Origin of the sequence: Oceanispirochaeta crateris (assembly GCF_008329965.1) — a bacterium.
In the GTDB taxonomy this organism is placed as follows: Bacteria; Spirochaetota; Spirochaetia; order DSM-2461; family DSM-2461; genus Oceanispirochaeta; species Oceanispirochaeta crateris.
The window spans coordinates 3,903,585-3,923,372 of sequence record NZ_CP036150.1 but is presented as its reverse complement, the minus strand read 5'-3'; the positions used below and the strand labels follow the sequence as shown (position 1 = coordinate 3,923,372).

Below are 19,788 nucleotides of genomic sequence, written 5' to 3'. Positions count from 1 at the left end.
TGGAAGCTAATAACAACCACCCAAAACCATAGAAAGAATAAAAGAAACCCATAATTTATCTTAATAAATGGTCTCTATTTTCTTAAATCAACGACTATTGATTCAAATTAAAATGACGGATTATCGATTCTTCTTTCTGTACCAATTCTCTCAATAGGCCTTCAAACTAGTAATATACCCAAGAAGATCAAAATAGATATTTAATCGATTGCGTAAACGATTGTATAATCATAAATCTAGAATATTGAAACTGTCAATATTTTTTTTCGGCAGGAAGAACAAAGGATTTATTCACCCAATTTTATTGACGCAAAGGGTTCTCTGGTGTAATCTAATGCTTGGTTAATCGATTACGTATATTAAAGGAGTAAGCGCTATGGGTGCTTCAATGAAGGATGTAGCGCGGCTTGCCAATGTATCTATTGCGACCGTCTCCCATGTCATCAACAAAACAAGGAATGTGAACAAAGAAACTGAAGAGAAGGTTATCAAGGCTATTAAAGACCTGAACTACTTTGTAAATCCTGTGGCAAGAAATCTGAGGAACGGAAACTCCAAGGTCATAGGCTATGTCGTATCAAACCTGGCAAACACTTTTTTCATGGATATCGCACTCAGTATCGATAAAATCATGAGTGAAAACGGTTACCATCTTATTTATATCAATTCAAGCGAAGACACAGCGAAAGAACGCAATAATATTGAGAGTCTTCTCATGCACAATGTGGATGGACTTATCATTGCCCCTGTAGGAAAGGATTGCAGCTATATGGAAAACCTTATAGCCGACCGCTGTCCCTGTGTATTTTTCGACAGAAAGCCCATAGGATTTGACAGAGATGTCATCATGTCAACAAATAGAGAAGGAGCTCTTGATGGTACAGAGCTCCTTATCAGCAAGGGTCATAGGAACATTGGTTATGTTGCATCCCGGCATGATGAGACGATGCATGAGAGATCTGATGGATTCAAGGCGGCCCTTATAAAGCATGGCTTAAAGATAAATGAAGATCTCATTTTATCAGGATCAGGACGGCCCAGGTCCATGGATGAACAGTCCATTGGAGATTCATATCTTCTTGCAAAGGATTTGATAATCAACCATAAAGTGACCGCCTTATTCTGCAGCAATATTCTGGCAGCCGTAGGTGTGAATAATTTCATATTGGAAAATCCGGATTTAATTTCCAGTGATTTTGCAGTTACAAGTTTTGATGATGCCTTCTGGTACTCAATGGTGAATCCACGTGTCTCTGCTGTAAAACAGGACAAGGAAGCCATTGGTGAAACTGTAGCCAAGACTCTGATGAAACGAATCAATAAGAGTGACGATCCAATTCAGGAGTATCGAATACCCACAACATTAATACCAAGGTAGATCTTTGATCAATATTAATTTTTAAAGAAGGAGGTAAAAGAGAAAACATCGTCTGTTGAAAAATCGATTGCGTACGAAATTTTTCAATAAAGAACGAGGATAATAATGATCACATTTAATCTGGAAAGTAAAACAGCCTATGTCACTGGCGGAGCCCGAGGAATAGGAAAGACAGTGGCTCTTGGTCTCGCTAAGAATGGCGCCGATGTTGCCATTGTGGATATAGACCTAAAGATGGCGACATCTGTTGCTGAAGAAATTAAAGCCATGGGCCGCCGGTCCTTGGCCATATCCTGCGACGTCACCAACCCAGAAGACGTTCAATCCATGGTCGATACCATTGTTAAAGAGTGGGGCAAACTGGATATTGCCTTCAACAATGCCGGTATCTGTATCAATGTAGAAGCAGAGAACATGACCCCACAGGAATGGAAAAAAGTCATAGATATCAATCTAACCGGTGTATTTTTCACATCTCAAGCCGCAGGAAAGGTTATGATCAAACAAAAAAAAGGCGTCATAATCAACACCGCATCCATGTCCGGTCATATCGTCAATTCTCCTCAGCCCCAATGTGCTTACAATGCCTCAAAAGCTGCTGTAATGATGCTGACCAAATCACTAGCAGTCGAATGGGCACCCTACAACGTACGTGTCAATAGTTTGAGCCCAGGGTATATCGCTACAGAAATGACACTTTCAGCTCCAGCTGAATGGAAAGACCGCTGGATAGATCTTACCCCCGTAAAACGTATGGGTACTCCCAAAGAATTAGTGAGCGCTATTCTCTATCTGGCAGATGATTCGGCGTCATTTACAACCGGTACTGACCTGGTTGTAGACGGCGGTTTTACGTCCATTTAGATGAAAGAGCGAAACTGCATTCTGACCTACGATATTGGCACAACGGGCAATAAATGCTCTGTTTTCGATATCACCGGCAATATGCTGGCCTCGACAACAATACACTATGCTACAGAATACCCCTTTCCGGGTTGGTCGCAACAGAATCCCGAGGACTACTGGGATAGTGTTATCAAAGGGACGAAATGTCTATTTGAAAAAGCTCCGGAAATTTTTGGTCGTATAGCTTGTATCAGCTTGAGTGGTCATATGAATGGCATGCTTCCCATTGATCAAGAAGGAAAGGCTCTGTTTCCAGAGGTCATACACTCCGACAATAGAGCAGAGCCTTTCTGTAATGACATACGAAACAAAATATCCGACTCCGATTTCTACTCCATCTGTGGGAATAGAATTGATGTCCATCTATCGCTTCCCAAGATCCTTTGGTTTAAGAGTAACCATCCCGATCTGTACAAAAAGACGTCCTACTTTATCCAGAGTAAAGACTTTATTGCAGGAAATCTGACGGGAAACTATGGCATAACAGATTTTTCTGATGCCTCTCTCACTTGTGTCCTCGACCTGACTCAAAAGGCATGGTCTAAAGAAATTCTTGAAATAAACAGTCTCAGTATTGAAAAGTTCCCACACCTGCTTCATTCCCATGATCAGGCAGGAACACTGGGTAAGGATCAGGCTGTGATGTTGCATCTTCCGCGAGGTTTGCCTGTGTTCATGGGTGGTGGGGACGCCGCCAGCTCGGCAAGGGGCGCCGGAATTGACGGGTATAAGATGGCTCAGAACAATATTGGGAGCAGTTCATGGATTTCCTTGCTCTCCCCTGCACCACTGATGGATGAAAAAAGACGTATACAGAATTTCTTTGATCTGGACGGTGTCAATTTCAATCTGTGTGGAACCGTACAATCTGCGGGGATAGCCATCGATTGGCTTCTGGAAGAGATGATTCAACCTGGAAATACTAAGGTCAATAAATATTCCTATTGTGAATCATTGGCCCAGACATCCAAAGCAGGATCGAACGGTCTATTCTTTATCCCTTATTTAATGGGAGAGCGGACTCCCCATTGGAATTCTTCACTGAAGGGAGCATTTCTGGGTCTTTCTCTGAACCATAAAAAAAAGGATATTTGCAGATCTGTGTTTGAAGGGATAACCCTTGCCTTAAAAGATGTTCTGGATGTCTTCAATGAAAATGATAAAGAAATTGAAAAACTGTCCCTCACCGGAGGCGGTGCCATCTCTTTGTTCTGGAATCAGATTATGAGTGATGTGTATCAAAAACCTGTGAACATACCTCATGCTCCCAAACAGGCCACAAGCCTTGGTGCTGCTATGGCTGCTGGTGTTGGTATGAATTTCTATAAGTCCTACAGCGAGGCTGTAAAGCTTGTTCATACGGAACGAACAGTCAATCCAGGAGTAGAGAATATGGAAATTTATGAAGAAAGACATAGTATGTTTAAGCGCTTGTATGCATCTTATGCTGATTTATCGGCCTTACTAAGTAGTTATTGAGAAAAGAAACTAAAATATTTCTGAATCTTTAATGAAGAAAAAAAAACTGCACAGGAGGATGATTATATGAGGAATATTGGAATTTATTATGCTTATTGGACTGATGACTGGGATACCGATTTTTTACCGTTTATCCCAAAAGTAAAATCACTTGGCTTTGATCAACTTGAAATCAATGGAGGAGCCTTGGTTTCTCTTTCAAAAGGAGAAAGACAACGACTCAAAGAATCTGCTCTTGAGAATGGTATAACTCTCAGTTACGGAATTGGCTTAACCGCCGACCATGATGTGTCATCCCTCAATGAATCAATTCGAAAAGAGGGCGTCAATTTTATGAAAAAGATGATTGGTGCCGTTGCAGAGATGGGCGGAGGCATGATCGGAGGAACGGTCCACAGCTATTGGCCTGCAACAGCTCCAGACGATTTGTCCGTCAAGAAGCAAATTTTAATGAAGAGCCACCAGAGCATGAAAGAAATGATTCCTATGGCAGAGGATCTGAATGTTATATTGAATGTGGAAGTCATTAATCGATTTGAACAGTTCCTCCTGAACACATGCCAGGAAGCCGTTGATTATGTAGAAATTATAAATAGTCCCAATTGCAAGATCCTACTGGATACCTTCCATATGAATATTGAAGAAGATTCATTCGGAGATGCCATTAGACTTGCCGGATCACACTTATCGGCTCTTCATTTAGGTGAAACAAACAGAAAACCGCCAGGATGCGGCAGAATACCCTGGTCAGAAATCAAGACAGCCCTTGATGATATTCATTTTGAAGGTCCCCTTGTGATGGAGCCCTTTATTAAACCAGGGGGACAGGTAGGAAAGGATATAGCCCTATGGAGGGACCTGATGCCAACTGCGGATCTGGATAACGAAGCAGCAAAATCTGTTCAATTTGTGAAAAAGCATCTTTTGTAATTACTTTTGTAGAAGTAGACAAAAAAAGCCCCAGTCCTGAGACTGGGGCTTTGATGTTTAAACCGGCGACTCCTACGTTCGCATTCGCTCACTCCCTTCGTGTTTGCCTTCGGCAATCACTGGCATCGGTCGTCGCCTGGACGCATCAAAGCCCCAGTCCTGAGACTGGGGCTTTGATGTTTAAACCGGCGACTCCTACGTTCGCATTCGCTCACTCCCTTCGTGTTTGCCTTCGGCAATCACTGGCATCGGTCGTCGCCTGGACACAAAAAAGCCCCAGTCCTAAGACTGGGGCTTTGAAGTTTAAACCGGCGACGACCTACTCTCCCACCGTAGCAGTACCATCGGCGCGATTGAGCTTGACTTCCGTGTTCGGGATGGGAACGGGTATAACCTCAATGCTAAAATCACCGGATCACTGTGATCGCTCACAGCTATATATAACTAAAGAGACAAATAATAATATGGTCAAGCCTCACGGAAGATTAGTACTGGTCGGCTCAATATGTTTCCACACTTAGACCGCCAGCCTATCAAACTCGTATTCTTCGAGATTCCTTCAGCTCCCTTAAAGGGAGAGGGATGTCTCATCTTGAGGTAGGCTTCCCACTTAGATGCTTTCAGCGGTTATCCCTTCCAAACTTAGCTACTCAGCACTTACCGTTGGCACGATAACTGATACACCAGAGGTTTGTCCGTTTCGGTCCTCTCGTACTAAAAACAGATCCTCTCAAACATCCAACGCCTGTGGCAGATAGGGACCGAACTGTCTCGCGACGTTCTGAACCCAGCTCGCGTACCGCTTTAAATGGCGAACAGCCATACCCTTGGGACCTGCTCCAGCCCCAGGATGCGATGAGCCGACATCGAGGTGCCAAACTTTGCCGTCGATATGAACTCTTGGGCAAAATCAGCCTGTTATCCCCGGAGTACCTTTTGTCCGTTAAGTGACGACCCTTCCACTCAGAATCGCCAGATCACTATGACCTACTTTCGTACCTGCTCGACTTGTAAGTCTCGCAGTCAAGCTACCTTATGCCATTGCGCTTACAGCATGATTTCCAACCATGCTAAGGTAACCTTTGCGCGCCTCCGTTACTCTTTAGGAGGCGACCGCCCCAGTCAAACTGCCCACCTGACATTGTCCATGACCCGGATTACGGGCCACGTTAGAAATATAACTGATAAAGGGTGGTATTTCACCAACAACTCCGCACAGCCTGACGACCATACATCAAAGTTTCCCACCTATCCTACACATCATCAGCCATAGTTCAATATCAGGATACAGTAAAGGTTCACGGGGTCTTTCCGTCTAACCACAGGTAATCGGCATCTTCACCGATACTTCAATTTCACCGAGTCCCACGTTGAGACAGTAAGAAAGTCGTTACACCATTCGTGCGGGTCGGAACTTACCCGACAAGGAATTTCGCTACCTTAGGACCGTTATAGTTACGGCCGCCGTTTACTGGGGCTTCAATTCACTGCTTCAGATAAATCTTAACAGCTCCTCTTAACCTTCCAGCACCGGGCAGGTGTCAGTCAATATACTTCAATTTGCATTTTCGCATTGACCTGTGTTTTTGGTAAACAGTCGCTTTCTCCTGGACTCTGCAACTCCGCCATCACGCGCTGAGCCATGCTTCTCCCTAGGTTACGCATGTATTTTGCCGAGTTCCTTAACGTGGGTTCTCTCGTACGCCTTAGAATTCTCATCCCATCTACCTGTGTCGGTTTGCGGTACGGTACCTAATAACCTAACCTTAGAGATTATTTCTTGACTCGATGAATCACCCATCTTCGATCACCCGTAGGATCACTACCCTTAACGCCTCAGCTCTTCGTGCGGATTTTCCTACACAAATCAACGCCTAAACGCTTGGACCAGGACAACCAACGCCTGGCATGGGATCTCCTTAAGTGTCATCCCTTCGAAATTATTAGATGTACGGGAATATTAACCCGTTTCCCATCGACTACGCATTTCTGCCTCGCCTTAGGGGCCGACTAACCCTGGGAAGAGTACCTTTACCCAGGAAACCTTAGATTTTCGGCGGGAAGGGATCTCACCTTCCTTTTCGTTACTCATGCCTGCATTCTCTCTTCTGATATCTCCAGCATACCTTACAGTACACCTTCATCGACCTACAGAATGCTCCTCTACCAACAATGGAGTAAACTCCATTATTCCGTAGCTTCGGTACTATGCTTAGCCCCGTTACATTGTCGGCGCACAACTACTCGACCAGTGAGCTATTACGCACTCTTTAAAGGAGTGGCTGCTTCTAAGCCAACCTCCTGGCTGTCTGTGCAATCGTACTTCCTTTTCCACTTAGCATAGTTTAGGGACCTTAGCTGACGGTCTGGGCTCTTTCCCTTTCGACTACGAATCTTATCACCCGTAGTCTCACTGCCATACTTTGAATATCGGCATTCGGAGTTTGACTAAGTTTGGTACCCTGTGACAGGCCCTAGCCTAATCAGTGCTCTACCTCCGATATTAACCATATGACGCTGACCCTAAAGCCATTTCGAGGAGAACCAGCTATCTCCGGGTTTGATTAGCCTTTCACTCCTATTCACAGTTCATCACTGCCTTTTTCAACAGACTAGTGTTCGGTCCTCCACTCAGTGTTACCCAAGCTTCAACCTGACCATAAATAGATCACCCGGCTTCGGGTCTAATACATCAAACTAAATCGCCCTATTCAGACTCGGTTTCCCTCCGGCTCCGGTACTTCTATACCTTAACCTCGCTTAATATATTAACTCGCAGGCTCATTCTACAAAAGGCACGCCATCACCCCATAAAAGGGCTTTGACCGCTTGTAGGTCCACGGTTTCAGGTTCTATTTCACTCCCCTCCCGGGGTGCTTTTCACCTTTCCCTCACGGTACTATTCGCTATCGGTAGCTATCTCGTATTTAGCCTTGGAGGGTGGTCCCCCCAGATTCAGACAGGATTACTCGTGCCCCGCCTTACTCAGGTACATGCTAGCCAGCTTCAGATTTCGCTTACAGGACTTTCACCCTCTACGGTTGGCTTTCCCAATACCATTCTGCTATCTTTCACTGATACATATATGCATGCCCTACAACCCCAATATCACCGAAATGACATTGGTTTGGGCTAATCCCCGTTCGCTCGCCGCTACTAAGGGAATCTCTAAATTGATTTCTTTTCCTTCAGGTACTTAGATGGTTCAGTTCCCTGAGTCTCGCTTTATACGGCTATGTATTCACCGCATAATGACTGTCATAAAAACAGCCGGGTTACCCCATTCGGGAATCCTCGGATATAAGAATGTTTGCTTCTCACCGAGGCTTATCGCAGCTTACCACGCCCTTCATCGCCGGATAGCTCCAAGGCATCCACCATGGACCCTTAGTCGCTTGACCATATTATTATTTATCCCTTCGCTATTATCTTTTCAAAAAAATTCTAGTGGATTCACCCCTAAAACTACCGTCCATTGACGGATTTTTTATATCATAGTTATCACAAAACGGAAAACCGTAAGTGATAAGCAATGTGCTCCTCGGAGCGGAGCTCCTGTGGTACACATTGTAGGGAAACTAAAAGTATTTAACGAGAATCAAGACTATTCATACGGCACCAATCGTAAAATCAGTGACTAACTGCTCGTGTGTACAAAACACAAGACTTAATACCTTTCTCGTAGAAAGGAGGTGATCCAGCCGCACCTTCCGGTACGGCTACCTTGTTACGACTTCACCCCCCTTACCGAGCATACCTTCGGCAGCGACCTCCATTGCTGGTTAGTCTACTGACTTCGGGTACCCCCGACTCGGGTGGTGTGACGGGCGGTGTGTACAAGGCCCGGGAACGTATTCACCGCGCCATGCTGATGCGCGATTACTAGCGATTCCACCTTCATGGAGTCGAGTTTCAGACTCCAATCCGAACTGAGACCAGCTTTAAGCGTTTTGCTCCACCTCGCGGATTCGCATCACTCTGTACTGGCCATTGTAGCACGTGTGTAGCCCAGGACATAAGGGCCATGATGATTTGACGTCATCCCCACCTTCCTCCGGTTTGTCACCGGCAGTCTTGCATGAGTCCCCAACTTAATGATGGTAACATACAATAGGGGTTGCGCTCGTTGCGGGACTTAACCCAACACCTCACGGCACGAGCTGACGACAACCATGCAGCACCTGTATACAGACTTCCGAAGAAGAAGCAATATCTCTAATGCCGTCCTGTATATGTCAAGCCCTGGTAAGGTTTCTCGCGTATCATCGAATTAAACCACATGCTCCACCGCTTGTGCGGGCCCCCGTCAATTCCTTTGAGTTTCACCGTTGCCGGCATACTCCCCAGGCGGTACACTTAACGCGTTAGCTACGGCACCTAGAACTCATGTTCCAGACACCAAGTGTACATCGTTTACGGCGTAGACTACCAGGGTATCTAATCCTGTTCGCTACCTACGCTTTCGCACCTCAGCGTCAATCCAGAGCCAGCAAGTCGCCTTCGCCTCTGGTGTTCTTCCTAATATCAACAGATTTCACCCCTACACTAGGAATTCCACTTACCCCTCTCGGATTCTAGTCACACAGTTTCCAACGCAACATCACTGTTAAGCAGTGTGCTTTCACATCGGACTTACGTAACCGCCTACATGCCCTTTACGCCCAATAATTCCGAACAACGCTCGCTCCTTACGTGTTACCGCGGCTGCTGGCACGTAATTGGCCGGAGCTTATTCATATGCTAACGTCATCTAATACCCATTTCCTGATACTATTATTCCTCACATATAAAAGTGCTTTACAATCTCTCGACATTCTTCGCACACGCGGCGTCGCTCCGTCAGACTTTCGTCCATTGCGGAAGATTCTTAGCTGCTGCCTCCCGTAGGAGTCTGGGCCGTGTCTCAGTCCCAATGTGGCCGGTCACCCTCTCAGGCCGGCTAATGATCGTCGCCTTGGTAAGCCATTACCTTACCAACTAGCTAATCATACGCAGGCTCATCTTTCAGCGAGGCAAACGCCCCTTTGCTCTACAAACAAGATCGTAGAGATCATTCGGTATTACCCCATGTTTCCATGAGCTATCCCCAACTAAAAGGTAGATCACCTACGCGTTACTCACCCGTTCGCCACTCTCAGGAAGTGCAAGCACTTCCCTACCGTTCGACTTGCATGCTTAAAACGCGCCGCCAGCGTTCGTTCTGAGCCAGGATCAAACTCTCCATGATATAATTTATCCACCGAAGTGGATAATTTTCTATCAATGCCTCAAAACAGATCCTAGCGAATGTATTCATCCTGATCTGCCTTAAAGTGAGCCAGAGTCCCTTTATGCAGTGCGCCTCCCCTTTCGGAAAAACCCACTGTGCTTAAAAGAAAACTAACGTTCGGACCGTACCTAAACCATAAGGCTTTTGGCACGATTCTATTTTCGTACTACCAGTGCTTGACTCTCGTCAAATACTTCAATTTCCCTTCTCTAATATCTCTTTAAAAGAACGTGCTAGCAACTTCCGTGCCAGCGCTCAGCAAATATATTTTAAAGTTGAAAACTTGTCAACCGGGTTTCAAAAGTTTTTTTTAAGTTCTTTTAAAACCTATATTTGCTCAACTCCGTGTTGCTTTGTTGTTACTCAGCAACTCAGAGCGTGATGGTGATAATATTGAAAAACCTTATGAGTGTAAACCCTTTTCAAAAAGTTTTTTAATTTTTTTAAATATGCAGTAAAATGGCATTAAATCTGCCGACTACTGAATAATCATCGGAGGATGATCTCAATACTTTAGGAAGATTTAAAGAATCATCAGGAATCATTTCGTACGGTCACCTTGCAGTTCAAAACTCCCGAATCATCCCTTGAAAACTCCAAGCCACCTTCTACCTTTTTATTGTAATGAATGTAAACCCAGTTACTCACCGCTTCTCTCACATCTCGTTCATTCAATTCGAGATTGCTCAGCTGAGTGGCTTCAATACCACCATTTTCAAGGGTCAACCGCAACCAATAAAACAGGGGGGTAAGCAGAATGGAACTGATAAGAGCCATAAGGACAACCTGAAGCCAGTGAATGCTGATATTTTTCAGAAATAAGTAATCTGTAAGCACAACAGCAAAAGATACGATTACAAAACTGATCCCCGTTAGTAAGGCTATGCTTTTTACCCTGTCACCTGTCTTCATATACCTTCTCCTTAAAGATTACATCTTAACTTAATTGGTATTATAATCCAAATGGTCCGAAAAATGAATATGACCCTAACCGAGAACGGCAGGCTAAAAGATCAGACTGAATCGATTGTGTCTGATCTAAAACAAATCTATCTCAATTAAAAGCTCAAAATAAATGGAACCAGAAAAGGAACCACCACGGTCAGAACAATCCCGCTAAACAGGGCGATCATGACATACTGCTTTCCCGAGTACAAAGAAATTATAGGCAGTGTTGTATCCATGCTCGTTGCTCCCCCGGAAGCAATAGGACCCAAAGGGCCTGCCCAGCGAACAAATAGAGGTGTCATAAGGAGGGTTATAATTTCTCTCATAATATTGGTGAGCAACGCGATGGTACCGGGTACCTCGCCTCTTAATTCTGTAATAAACAGACTGGATAAACTATAATAGCCAAACCCGGCACTGATGGCCAGAACTTCCTGTAGGTCCAGGTCTTTTATAAAGACATATACGAGAGAAGCCCCTCCCAATGAACCTATAACCACAGAGAGAGGCACGAGCATGATCTTAAGCTTTGTATCTTTCAAAACCTTTAATGCCTGAGTATCCCCCCCGATACCAAAGCCAACGAGGCCCATAAGACCATAGAGGACATAAGTACTCAAAGAGTCAAAGGCGTCAGGAATCCATCCTCCTCCTTCACCCCAGGCACCGACACCAACACCCAGCACAAAAAACAATAAAATAATCAAACTGTTTTTCATGCCCCGGTATCACCTTCTGGTGAAAAGCCACCATCATCCAAAGCCTCTACATGGTCATGTTTAAAAAAGAAATGAAAGACGAGTGCAGCCAACAGTATTGAACCGGCAACAGATGCGGCGCTTATAAGGAGTGCTTTTAACCCTATAATATGAAAACTATTGATGATCATCCGGTTCTGTCCGACTGAAAGCCCCAAAAGAAACAGCAGCAGATAAATGATATAACTGACGGTCTTATCCAGTCTGTTATATAGTTTTTTGAATTTTCTGAGCATATAACCGGCAGCCATCCCCAGAATCATGATGATTATAACCGTAAGCAATAAAACTATCCTTTTTACCGATCCAGCCCCGGAGGCATCCTGCTTTCCAGCTGGATCATCTCCCGGGTCAGATCTCTAATTTTCTCTCTCAATTTAAAAACGCAGTCGGTTTCACTTGTTTTTCCTAAAACAATATCTTCGGCAAGGGCCCTACAACTGGGGGCTCCGCAGGAGCCGCAGTCCAGACCAGGCAATCCCTTTCTGATGATTTCTATCTCTTCCATCATTTTTATGGCTGTTTTATAATCAGGGTCCAACAGATGAGTCGCCCTGCTTTCAAGCTGCTCGGTCCATAAAAGATCAACACCTTTTGGCGGATGAAAAGACTCTGCATAAGAAAGACTTTCCTCTTCCCGGTGCCTGCCTTCCCGAATGCTCACGATACTCCGGGCAACATATGGATTCTCTACAGCGAGAGGTCCCCCCACACATCCCCCTGGGCAGCTCATCAGTTCGACAAAATCTACATCCCGTATATGGCCGTTCTCCAGATTTTCCAGAACATCAATGACATGATCAATACCATCTACAGAGATGTGATTCTCTGAATTGACTGCGGCCCCTTCACCATCGGTTCTTGCCCAGCTAATTCCCAGGGCAGAAGCCTTATTCAGGGGTTCTTCCTCTTCAACTTGAGAAACAGCTAACTTCAATTCTTTGTATATGTCTTTAATGCCTATAACACCATCAACAGAGGAGTGTGTGATTCCTCTGGGATTTTTTACATCAGTCACCTTCGCGGCACAGGGAGAGATAAAGAATACACCCACCTTCCCCGGCCTGTCCTTTTCACGTTCCTTGACAATTCTGGCACTGAGTTCCATAGGTGAAATCATGGGAACAAGTTGATCCAAAAGAGACGGAAATCGTGATTCTACAAGCCTGACTATAACAGGACAAGAAGAAGAGATAAACGTCCCTTTTCCCTTATTCTGGATCAAAAAGTCTCTTGTTTCGTGACTCAGGATTTCCGCGGCGGCTGCCACTTCGTAAACATCATCAAAACCTAGAGATTTCAAGGCTGTTAGAATTCGATTACAGGAAACAGACGCCCTGAACTGTCCATAAAGCGTGGGAGCAGGTATGGCAACACAATAATCAAACTGTTCCAAAAGAGAAATAGGATCAGAAATAGCCTTTTTGGCTCCAGAGGGGCAGGTTCTGATGCATTCACCACAATCAATACAGCGTTCAGGAATAATCCAGGCCCGTCCCTTTTGGACCCGAATGGCTTCTGTTGGACAGCCTTTGATGCAAACCGTACACCCCTTGCAAAGACTGGCATCCAACGTCACTGAGTGAAAATAATGATCTTCCACAGCCTACTCTCCTATCTTTAACAGAATGGTCACTGTAGTTCCCTGCCCGACAATACTATCTATAGTTAGATTATCCGAATTTCTTTTAATATTCATAAGCCCCATCCCGGCGCCGAAACCCAACTCCCTGGCAGCTTCGGACGCGGTGGTATACCCCTCTTGCATAGCTAAGGCTAAATCGGGAATTCCAGGGCCTGTATCTTTAAGGACTATGCTGATAATATCATCATCAATATTTATACTTATGCTGCCCCCATCGGCGTGAATCACCATATTGATTTCGGCCTCATACATAGAAATGGCTGTCCGTTTAATTGTGCATGAGGGAATACCAAGCTGTTTGAGCTTCTTCTTGATATCACTGGAGGCTCGTCCTGCTAGAGAAAAATCATCTCCGGTCACTTGGTACTCAAAATTCATAGTTTCAGAATACAATAGATTCCTAAATGAATCAATTTATATCGATTTACGTTTCGAAGGACAATAAAAAGAGAAATGAAAGAGTTTCATTGACTAATCGAAAAAATATTATAAAATAGAACTGTAACAAGGTGAAAAAAATATTTTCCCTTGGCAACATTTCTACATCCGGCTAAAGTCTCTGTCTTTAGGCAGCATAAAATATAGAGGTCATAATGAATCCATTCCTTTCAGAGCGGGAAAACCGCATTCTTACCATGCTCATTGAAGATTACAATTTATCAGTAACAAAAATCAGTGAGATTCTGGGTGTATCAGCCGTCACCATCAGAAGCGATCTTTCCAGTATGGAGGAAAAAGGGTTTATTTTAAGAACCAGAGGCGGGGCTCTTCCCGTCTTTCATCCCGATATTCTCTTAAGCCAGCGGACCAGGCAGGATGAAAAGAACAGGATTGCCAAGGCTGCAGCTGAAATGGTTGAAGAAGGGGATGCCATCATGATTGATGATGGAACAACAACATCTCTGGTACTGAAATACCTTATGGGAAAAAGGAACATCCATGTAGTCACCAATTCGACACTGGCTCTGACATATGCCCGTGTGAACCCGACACTGCACCTGACAGTCATTGGCGGAGAATTTAAACCCGGGTCAGAATCATTGGTGGGCCCCGTATCCCTCGCTCATCTGGAACGTTACCATGTCAAATACGCCTTTGTGGGAACAGGCGGATTCTCTGCAGAAACAGGAATGACCACGCATATTGAAGAATCAGCCGAAGTCATCAAATCCATGGCGCGCCAGTCTGATAAGACAATACTGCTTGCAGACTCGAGTAAATATGGTCAGTCCGGATTTGTAAAAATACTCCCTTTGGATAATGTAGAGATGATTATCACAGATACAGAAATGAGTCCTGTACAAGTGAAGGAAATAGCCGACAAAGGTTTGCAGGTCAAACAAGTTTAATGCTTGAACTACTGGTTTCACCTTTTAACGATCCTTACCTCAACCTTGCCATCGAGAATCAACTGTTAGAGTCCCTTGAAAATGAGCAGGAGTATCTTTTTCTTTATGTAAATAATCCCTCCATTGTGATTGGACGATTCCAGAACCCATGGTTGGAGTGTTCTCCTGGCAATAGAACGAAGACCAGTCTTGTCAGAAGACAAAGCGGCGGTGGGACGGTCTACCATGACATTGGAAATTTGAACTTCTCTTTTATTAGGCTTAACGATTCTTACAGCCGCCGTAAAAATCTTGAAATTATCTGCGAGATTATGAAAGAATGTAGAATCGATTTACAAATTAATGAAAGATATGATCTGACTGTGAATTACAGGGAAAAGACCTACAAAGTCAGCGGCAGCGCCTTCCGTCATAAAAAGAACAGAGCTTTTCATCATGGAACACTCCTGATTTCCAGTGAAACAGAGCGTCTAATAGAGTCCATCACCCCGGAAAAACAGAAAATCATTATAAAAGCTTCAGGAACCAGTTCAAACCGATCGGATATCATCAACTTGAATACGGTTCTCCCCGGATTAACAATGGACCTGGTCATACAGGCTTTTAAGAACTGGTTTGAACAGGAAAAAACCTGCCGGATTAGAAACTGGAGTGAACTGGAATGGTCTATATTCTCAAAAACCGAAGAAGTGAAGAAAGAGTACCAGATTCTCAGTTCAGAAGACTGGATTCTTGGAAAAACACCTGCCTTCTCTCAAGATATAAGCCGCCTTCACTTCCCAGAAACCATGGGGTGGCAGATCAGGATCAACAAAGGAATCATAGAAAAGGCGCCTCAGGAGCTTTCCTTTCTCATTGGCATTCACTTCGGAAGAACGGTGACTGAAGAAGAGTTAAAACTGAAAATCAAAAATACAAAACTATTTGGTATGACTGATGATGAACTTTTTAGCGGCTTGATCAGCCTGATCGGATAGGTAGGTACAGTTTCTTCCATTATTTTTAGCTTCATAAAGATAACGGTCCGCGAAATCTGTGAGTTTTGCGATCCCGGCATCAGATTCCAACTTCGGAACTTCTCCAATGATTCCGCAACTGAAATTAACAGTGAATTTTCCCTTGTCACTCTCGAACTCAAAAGATGAAATCTCTTCACGCAGCAACTCGACCCTCATAGCAGCTTCTCTTGGGCATATATCACCGGCCAGAATCAATAACTCTTCACCGCCATAACGGGCTGCACAATCCAGAGGGCGTTTAAAATAATGATTGAGTTCATCCCCAAACTTTTTTAAAACCTCATCTCCCGAAGCGTGTCCGTGAGTATCATTCACCTCTTTAAAATGATCCAAATCGATCATGATGATGGATATCCAAAAGCTGTTTCTACGGCAAATCCTCCAGATATTGCTGGATTGACGAGCAAACTCCCGTCTGGTAGCCAAGCCGGTCAGGCTATCCTGGGATGACTGGCGTCTTAAGTCTTCATTGAGTTCACTCATCCGTTCAGTCTGACGGGCATTACGCAGCGCTATGCCGGCATAGGTTGCCAGGGCCCGTAAATTTTCGAGGTCCTCAGTGGTATAGGAGTTTTTCTTGTTACACTGCACAGTCAAAACACCTACGATCTGATCAAGATAGCGAAGAGGGAGGCATATAACAGACTCCATCCGACTGACACCCTTAAACACAGCAGGTATAAATCCCTTAGCATATAGGTTGGATTCTTCATAAATACTTCTCATGAAAATTTCTTTGTCATTTCTGACAGACCATGCCAAAATACTATCCTGATTCTCCTTGTGGATAACAAAAGGCTGCAGCCTCTCCCCTTCTTTAATAGAGAATTTAACATCTATCTCATCTTCATTCACCATGGCTACAGAGAGTAGATCCACCGGCATAAGGACATTCAATTGAGTGTAAATAAGATCCAAAATCTTACCGATGTCCAGATTGGCAACGAGTTCCTGGCCTATGATACTCATCAGACTGAGGCGGTGATTCTGATCCTGAAGCTCTCTTTTTTCCTGCATTAATACGGAATGAACAGACTGGGAAAAACCTACCCTCTCATGGATCTCATTGACAATTTTATGGGAAGCCAGGGCCTTTTGAAACTCTCCCTTCTGCTCATAAATATCGGCTGCAATTTTATGAAACATACTTTTCTGAATGCCCATCTTAGATTCCATGCCAAATTTTTGGATAAAGTCTTCAGCAGCATCATATTCACCCTCACGGAGCAGCAGTGCGGCATAATGGTAAACCAGTTCAGCTCTAATTTCTGAATGGACGAGGCGCTTGCTGAGATCCAGGCCTTTCTTCAAGGGAACCCTTGCCTCCTTGAGCCTGTTGTTTTTCATATGGATTTGAGCCATTTCATCCAGAATTGAGCACTCAAGGATCTCTGCATGTTCCTCTTGCGCATATTTCAAAGCAGCTTCAAGAAGGAGGAAGGCCTCATCATCCCTGTTCAAACCATTGAGAGAACAGGCTAGATTAACAGATAAAACTGAATTAAAAATGGAAGGAGGGAGATCCAGCTGAAAGGTTTTTGCAGCATTAAAGTAATGGTGAGAATCTTGGAATTCGCGCTGCCCCAGCTTTATGAATCCCTTACCATTGGCACTGAGAGCCTGAAAAAGCTGATTACCCAATCGTGCTGCCAGGTTCCCGGCCTTCACAAAGGAGTCAAAAGAATCCCTGTATACTCCGTCCTTTAGAAAGTATAGACCCCGGACATGAGCCAATCTCATCTGGGAATCATCGGAGGAAAAGCTCTTTAGTTCTTCTTCGATCCTGGACAGTTTATCCCGAACAAGATCGCTTTCACCCTTTTGAACAGAGATGAGAGTCAGGAGGATTTTTGCATTAATGGTTCCCGCGAAATACTCATTTTGCTCAGAATCATCCAAGCAGATCTCTACCAACTTTTCGGCTTCTGCAAGTGATTTATAAGTCAGCAGATAGGCATCATCTATGCGAGTATCAATTGAGGTCAGTATTTCCTGATCCATTCGATAAATATGCTATTAAGAACAGCATATTGTCAATCCTGAAAAAAAGACTGTTCTACCCGTGTTCAGGTAAAACAGTCTTCATCAAACATTCAAAGCTTGGTTGTATCAGCCGTATATAGGACCAAAATTGGAACAGGCTCTGTAATCAGACCCTTCTTCATCCATTCCAAAAGAAGCCCAGGCGCTGGGTCTAAATCCCTCATCTTCTACGTTATGCATGCAGACAGGAATCCGCAGCATGGAGCAAAGAGTGATGAGATCCTGACCGATATGTCCGTAGCTGATGGCTCCATGATTGGCTCCCCACTTAGCCATCACAGTATAAACATCTTTAAAAGATCCTTTACCTGAAACTCTGGGTACAAACCAGGTAGTAGGCCATGTTGGGTTTGTTCTAACATCCAGTTTTTCATGAACCTCTTTAGGAACATCAACAGTCCATCCTTCTGCCAGCTGCAGAACAGGTCCCTGTCCTTTTACATAATTTAATCGAGACATGGTACAAGGCATGCCACCCTTGGTGAGGAAGTCAGTAGAATAACCGCCACCTCTAAAATATCCACCATCACCAACACAGAATTCGGTTGCTTTCATGGTATTTTCAACATCATTTTCAGATATTTCCCAGAAAGGTTTCATTGCAGGTTTACCATCGGAACCATTCATCTGACCCGCTCCATCCAGGGTGGTAGATCCTGAATTGATAAGATGAATAAATCCGTCTTTAGCTAATCCCTCGGGTTTCCAGGAGGTAACACGCTCGATCGCTTCGGGACTCCAGAAAGTTCTAACATCGCTAAAGATCTGAGCCGTATTAGTCAAAAGATGGCCAAAGAGCATGGTAATGCCGTTGAGATAATCATTTTCAGTGGCAAATACAAAGGCTTCCCTAATACCATTCCAGTCAAAGGAGGTATTGAGGATGGTTTCTAGAAAATCTCCATTGGGGTAATGATCCGTCCAGGAACGCTGTCCCTGAAATCCACCACAAATAGCATTATGACCCAGTGACTCTTCTCCATATCCCAGTTCTTTCAGTTTTGGGTTTCCAATCATCAAATCTCTTCCGATGAGAACCATTTTTACAACATACTCCCAATCGGCTTCACGCTGTTCTGCACTTCGCCGGTATTCGGGGGCATTTACAGTATCTTCCTGCTCACGGCAGTTTTCTTTAACCCATTTCAAAGCAATTTTGAACTCTTCAGGATCAAAAATTCCTTCTTCCACCCTACGAGCGATTTCACTCATATCAACGACTTCGGTTCTCATTCCGAGATAATCCAGTAGAAAGTCCTGATTCACAAGAGAACCGGCGATTCCCATGGACATACCACCGAGAGAGAGGTAGGATTTACCTCTCATTGTCGCTACAGCCAAAGCAGCTTTGGTAAATCGGAGTACTTTTTCTTTAACATCGGCAGGAATGCTCGTATCATCAGAATCCTGAACATCGCGTCCATAAATACCAAAAGCAGGAAGACCTTTCTGAGTGTAACCAGCCAATGCCGCAGCAAGATAAACAGCACCGGGTCTTTCTGTTCCATTAAAACCCCAAACAGCCTTTGGAATAAGAGGATCTGTGTCCATGACCTCAGTACCATAGCACCAACAGGGAGTCACTGTTAAAGAAACACCTACTCCGGCACGGGCGAATTTGTCGGCACAATCCGCAGCCTCGGCAACACCTCCAATAGTAGAATCGGCAATGACGCACTCTACAGGAAGGCCATTGGAATGGCGCAGATTTTCTTCGATCAGTTTTGCAGCGGCCTTAGCCATGTTCATTGTCTGAACTTCAAGAGATTCTCGGACACCTTTTTCTCTTCCGTCAATTACTGGACGGATACCAACCTTAGGCATGGAGCCTCTGAGTCTATTTACGGGCTCATTCATCTTAATATTCATTCTTCTTACTCCTTCTCCCTAAAGGGATTTTTCAGTCACAACGACCGGTTCATTCAATACAAGAAATCCAGTCTTATCCATGAGCCGTGTTGCAGGAATCCCTTCGCCTGTATGAGGGGAAACGAATCTTCCTGAAAAACAGCTTTACAAACCATTATGTAATCGATTACATTCTTACATAGGCCTTCAGAAATG

The 19,788-nt window shown here is 44.3% G+C and carries 13 protein-coding genes and 3 rRNA genes; 6 read left to right on the top strand and 10 right to left on the bottom strand.

The features are described from left to right. Window positions 1-376: 376 nt before the first annotated feature. The 4 genes from EXM22_RS17750 to EXM22_RS17735 all read left to right on the top strand — a co-directional run bounded on the left by EXM22_RS17750 (window position 377) and on the right by EXM22_RS17735 (window position 4,693). Window positions 377-1,378, top strand: a complete 1,002-nt coding sequence (locus EXM22_RS17750) for a LacI family DNA-binding transcriptional regulator (RefSeq protein WP_149487807.1) — start codon at window positions 377-379, stop codon at window positions 1,376-1,378. 105 nt (window positions 1,379-1,483) lie between these two features. Continuing rightward, window positions 1,484-2,242 (top strand): glucose 1-dehydrogenase, encoded by a 759-nt coding sequence (locus EXM22_RS17745; protein ID WP_149487806.1) that lies wholly within the window; start codon window positions 1,484-1,486, stop codon window positions 2,240-2,242. Continuing rightward, window positions 2,243-3,763, top strand: coding sequence for a xylulokinase (locus tag EXM22_RS17740; protein WP_149487805.1), 1,521 nt, complete (start codon window positions 2,243-2,245; stop codon window positions 3,761-3,763). Window positions 3,764-3,829: 66 nt separating this feature from the next. Next, window positions 3,830-4,693 carry a D-psicose 3-epimerase gene (locus EXM22_RS17735; RefSeq protein ID WP_149487804.1) on the top strand — a complete coding sequence of 288 codons (864 nt, stop codon included), beginning with the start codon at window positions 3,830-3,832 and terminating at the stop codon, window positions 4,691-4,693. A 306-nt stretch (window positions 4,694-4,999) separates the two neighbouring features. Here EXM22_RS17735 and rrf read toward each other — a convergent pair. From rrf to EXM22_RS17695, 8 genes are all read right to left on the bottom strand, one after another. Continuing rightward, window positions 5,000-5,108: ribosomal RNA gene (gene rrf / locus EXM22_RS17730) — 5S ribosomal RNA — on the bottom strand. 49 nt (window positions 5,109-5,157) lie between these two features. Then, window positions 5,158-8,094: ribosomal RNA gene (locus tag EXM22_RS17725) — 23S ribosomal RNA — on the bottom strand. Window positions 8,095-8,378: 284 nt separating this feature from the next. Further along, window positions 8,379-9,920: ribosomal RNA gene (locus EXM22_RS17720) — 16S ribosomal RNA — on the bottom strand. The 16S, 23S and 5S rRNA genes sit together here, the layout of an rRNA operon. A gap of 576 nt (window positions 9,921-10,496) precedes the next feature. Beyond that, window positions 10,497-10,874 (bottom strand): hypothetical protein, encoded by a 378-nt coding sequence (locus tag EXM22_RS17715; protein WP_149487803.1) that lies wholly within the window; start codon window positions 10,872-10,874, stop codon window positions 10,497-10,499. A gap of 146 nt (window positions 10,875-11,020) precedes the next feature. Then, entirely contained in the window at window positions 11,021-11,629 is a 609-nt protein-coding gene (locus EXM22_RS17710) for a LysO family transporter (RefSeq protein WP_149487802.1), read from the bottom strand. Beyond that, window positions 11,626-11,952, bottom strand: a complete 327-nt coding sequence (locus EXM22_RS17705) for a LysO family transporter (RefSeq protein WP_149487801.1) — start codon at window positions 11,950-11,952, stop codon at window positions 11,626-11,628. The genes EXM22_RS17710 and EXM22_RS17705 overlap by 4 nt, the downstream gene beginning before the upstream one ends. A 14-nt stretch (window positions 11,953-11,966) precedes the next feature. Further along, window positions 11,967-13,271, bottom strand: a complete 1,305-nt coding sequence (locus EXM22_RS17700; RefSeq protein WP_149487800.1) for a [Fe-Fe] hydrogenase large subunit C-terminal domain-containing protein — start codon at window positions 13,269-13,271, stop codon at window positions 11,967-11,969. Between the two features lie 3 nt (window positions 13,272-13,274). Continuing rightward, entirely contained in the window at window positions 13,275-13,691 is a 417-nt protein-coding gene (locus EXM22_RS17695; RefSeq protein WP_149487799.1) for an ATP-binding protein, read from the bottom strand. A gap of 215 nt (window positions 13,692-13,906) precedes the next feature. Here EXM22_RS17695 and EXM22_RS17690 point away from each other — a divergent pair, with 215 nt between their 5' ends. Next, on the top strand, window positions 13,907-14,662 hold the full coding sequence (locus EXM22_RS17690; RefSeq protein ID WP_149487798.1) for a DeoR/GlpR family DNA-binding transcription regulator: 756 nt from the start codon (window positions 13,907-13,909) through the stop codon (window positions 14,660-14,662). Then, complete coding sequence (locus EXM22_RS17685) at window positions 14,662-15,639, top strand: lipoate--protein ligase family protein (RefSeq protein ID WP_149487797.1); 978 nt, start codon at window positions 14,662-14,664, stop codon at window positions 15,637-15,639. The genes EXM22_RS17690 and EXM22_RS17685 overlap by 1 nt, the downstream gene beginning before the upstream one ends. Here the strand turns inward: EXM22_RS17685 and EXM22_RS17680 are convergent. Beyond that, the gene (locus EXM22_RS17680; RefSeq protein WP_149487796.1) at window positions 15,583-17,682 is read right to left on the bottom strand and encodes a sensor domain-containing diguanylate cyclase; all 2,100 of its coding nucleotides are present in this window, start codon (window positions 17,680-17,682) and stop codon (window positions 15,583-15,585) included. The two genes, EXM22_RS17685 and EXM22_RS17680, sit on opposite strands and share 57 nt — an antisense overlap. A gap of 108 nt (window positions 17,683-17,790) precedes the next feature. Continuing rightward, window positions 17,791-19,593 (bottom strand): L-fucose isomerase, encoded by a 1,803-nt coding sequence (locus EXM22_RS17675; protein WP_210411519.1) that lies wholly within the window; start codon window positions 19,591-19,593, stop codon window positions 17,791-17,793. Window positions 19,594-19,788: the final 195 nt, after the last annotated feature.